Origin of the sequence: Pseudomonas sp. CM25, assembly GCF_013179705.1 — a bacterium.
GTDB lineage: Bacteria > Pseudomonadota > Gammaproteobacteria > Pseudomonadales > Pseudomonadaceae > Aquipseudomonas.
Genome location: NZ_JABMCW010000549.1, coordinates 1 through 2372, shown reverse-complemented (window position 1 = coordinate 2372; position 2372 = coordinate 1). Strand labels below are relative to the sequence as shown.

Here is a 2372-nt window from a genome sequence, read left to right as displayed (position 1 = left end):
CGCCAGGAAACTCCCACAGGCCGCCCTGATGCTGAGTGTCGGCACGGCGTGCGATCAGAATGCGGCCATCGCTGCCGCGAATCACAGCGGCTACTACATGAATACGTTTCACCCTGCACGCTCCGCCAGGCCAGCCTGCTGCCAGGCCTTGAACGCTGGCCACTGATAAATGGTCTCGATGTAGGTTGCCGCCTCTGCGGGTACCTCCACCCGGTAGGTACGCAGCCGCACAGCCACCGGGGCGAAGAAGGCATCGGCCAGGCTCGGCTTGCCGAACAGGAACGGGCCGCTGTCCTTGGCCACCACCCGACATTCGGACCACAGCGCAACCATACGATCGATGTCGATCTGCACGTCCAGCGGCACGCTGTCCAGTGCCTGATCGCGCGACAGATCGAACGGCATGGCCCCGCGCAGGGCGAAGAAGCCGCTGTGCATCTGCGCGCACGCCGACCGCGCCTGGGCGCGGGCAGCCACGTCGGCAGGCCACAGTTGGGCCTCGGGGTGGCGTTCGTTGAGGTATTCGGCAATCGCCAGCGAGTCGGCGATCACTCCGTGCTCGGTCTTGAGCAACGGCACCTTGCCGGTAGCCGAGTACGCGAGCAGGCGCTGACGGGTGTCAGGCTGATTGAGTTTGATCAAGGATTCTTCGTATGGCACGCCGGCCAGCTCAAGGGCCAGGGCGCCACGCAGCGACCAGGAGGAGTACAGCTTGTCGCCGATGATCAGGTGATAGCTCATGGTTCGGCTCCATCATTTGGAAAAATCGGGGCCGCGTTGCGGCCCCGATCACATCAGGTACGGTACTCGGCGTTGATCTTCACGTATTCGTGCGACAGGTCGGTGGTCCAGATGGTTTCGCTGCACTGGCCACGGCCCAGCTCGATGCGGATGGTGATCTCTTCCTGGGCCATTACTGCCGAACCCTGCGCTTCGGTGTAGCTCGGGCTGCGGCCGCCCTGGCTGGCGATGCAGACGCTGTCCAGGTACACGTCGATCAGGCTGACATCCAGCTCTGGCACGCCGGCACGGCCGACTGCTGCCAGGATACGACCCCAGTTGGGGTCAGAGGCGAACAAGGCGGTCTTGATCAGCGGCGAGTGGGCCACGGCGTAGCCCACGTCCAGGCATTCCTGGTGGTTGCCACCACCGTTAACCTGCACGGTGACGAACTTGGTGGCACCTTCGCCGTCACGGACGATGGCCTGGGCGACTTCCATGCACACTTCGAACACCGCCTTTTTCAGCGCTTCAAACAACGCACCGCCGGCTTCGGTCACTTCCGGCAGGTTGGCCTTGCCGGTGGCGATCAGCATGCAGCAGTCGTTGGTCGAGGTGTCGCCATCGATGGTGATGCGGTTGAACGACTTGTTGGCGCCGTCGAGCATCAGGTCCTTGAGCACCGCTGGCGACACCTTGGCGTCGGTAGCGATGTAGCCGAGCATGGTGGCCATGTTCGGGCGGATCATGCCTGCACCTTTGCTGATGCCGGTGACGGTAACGGTCACGCCATCATGTTGAAACTGACGGCTGGCGCCCTTGGGCAAGGTGTCGGTGGTCATGATGCCGGTGGCGGCTTCCGCCCAGTGGTTTTCCGACAGGTTGTCGAGGGCGGCCTGCAGCGCACCTTCGATCTTCTCGACCGGCAGCGGCTCGCCGATCACGCCGGTGGAAAATGGCAGTACCGCTTCGGCGGGCACACCAGCCAGCTCGGCCAGCTTGGCGCAGGTACGCTCGGCAGCGGCCAGGCCTGGGGCGCCGGTACCGGCGTTGGCGTTACCGGTGTTGGTCAGCAGATAGCGCACGGTGCCCTGTACACGTTGCTTGGAGAGGATCACCGGCGCGGCACAAAAGGCGTTGAGGGTGAACACGCCGGCCACGCTGGAGCCTTCGGCGCAGCGCATGACCACTACATCCTTGCGCCCCGGGCGCTTGATGCCGGCAGAAGCGATGCCGAGTTCAAAACCCGGAACCGGGTGCAGGGTAGGCAAAGGACCAAGACCAACAGCCATTAGAGCGCTCCTAGAAATTACGGTTGATAGCGAAAAACGGGGCCGCTTCGCGCCCCATCGCGACACAAGGCCGCTCCTACAGGGTTGTCGCGATTCCTGTGGGAGCGGCCTTGTGTCGCGATGGGCCGCACAGCGGCCCCCGGATGGTTCAGGTTACAACAACCGGATCAGATCACTCGATCTGCCCGTGGCAATGCTTGAACTTCTTGCCCGAGCCACACCAGCACGGCTCGTTGCGGCCCAGCTTCTGGTCATTGCGCACTGGCGCGGCAGCGACCGCCACTTCAGCGCCCTCCTCGCTCAGTTGCTCGCTTTCCAGGCCAGGGGCCGGGGCATGCTGGAACTGCATGCGGCTGGCCA

4 protein-coding genes are annotated in these 2372 nt (G+C 64.0%); all 4 read right to left on the bottom strand.

Annotated elements, in window-relative coordinates:
- Window positions 1-112 (bottom strand): NUDIX domain-containing protein (locus HP546_RS31590; protein ID WP_372242474.1); only part of this gene is annotated, 112 nt, incomplete at its 3' end.
- Entirely contained in the window at window positions 109-741 is a 633-nt protein-coding gene (locus HP546_RS29260; protein ID WP_172233064.1) for a glutathione S-transferase family protein, read from the bottom strand. The genes HP546_RS31590 and HP546_RS29260, both read right to left, overlap by 4 nt.
- A 53-nt stretch (window positions 742-794) precedes the next feature.
- Window positions 795-2012 (bottom strand): bifunctional glutamate N-acetyltransferase/amino-acid acetyltransferase ArgJ, encoded by a 1218-nt coding sequence (argJ, locus tag HP546_RS29255; protein WP_172233061.1) that lies wholly within the window; start codon window positions 2010-2012, stop codon window positions 795-797.
- Between the two features lie 172 nt (window positions 2013-2184).
- Window positions 2185-2372 (bottom strand): SEC-C metal-binding domain-containing protein (locus HP546_RS29250; protein WP_172233058.1); only part of this gene is annotated, 188 nt, incomplete at its 5' end.

Excerpts from the sequence above, each read along its gene's own strand:
- HP546_RS29260 (WP_172233064.1), bottom strand. The coding sequence starts at position 741 with ATGAGCTATCACCTGATCATCGGCGACAAGCTGTACTCCTCCTGGTCG.
- argJ (WP_172233061.1), bottom strand. The coding sequence starts at position 2,012 with ATGGCTGTTGGTCTTGGTCCTTTGCCTACCCTGCACCCGGTTCCGGGT.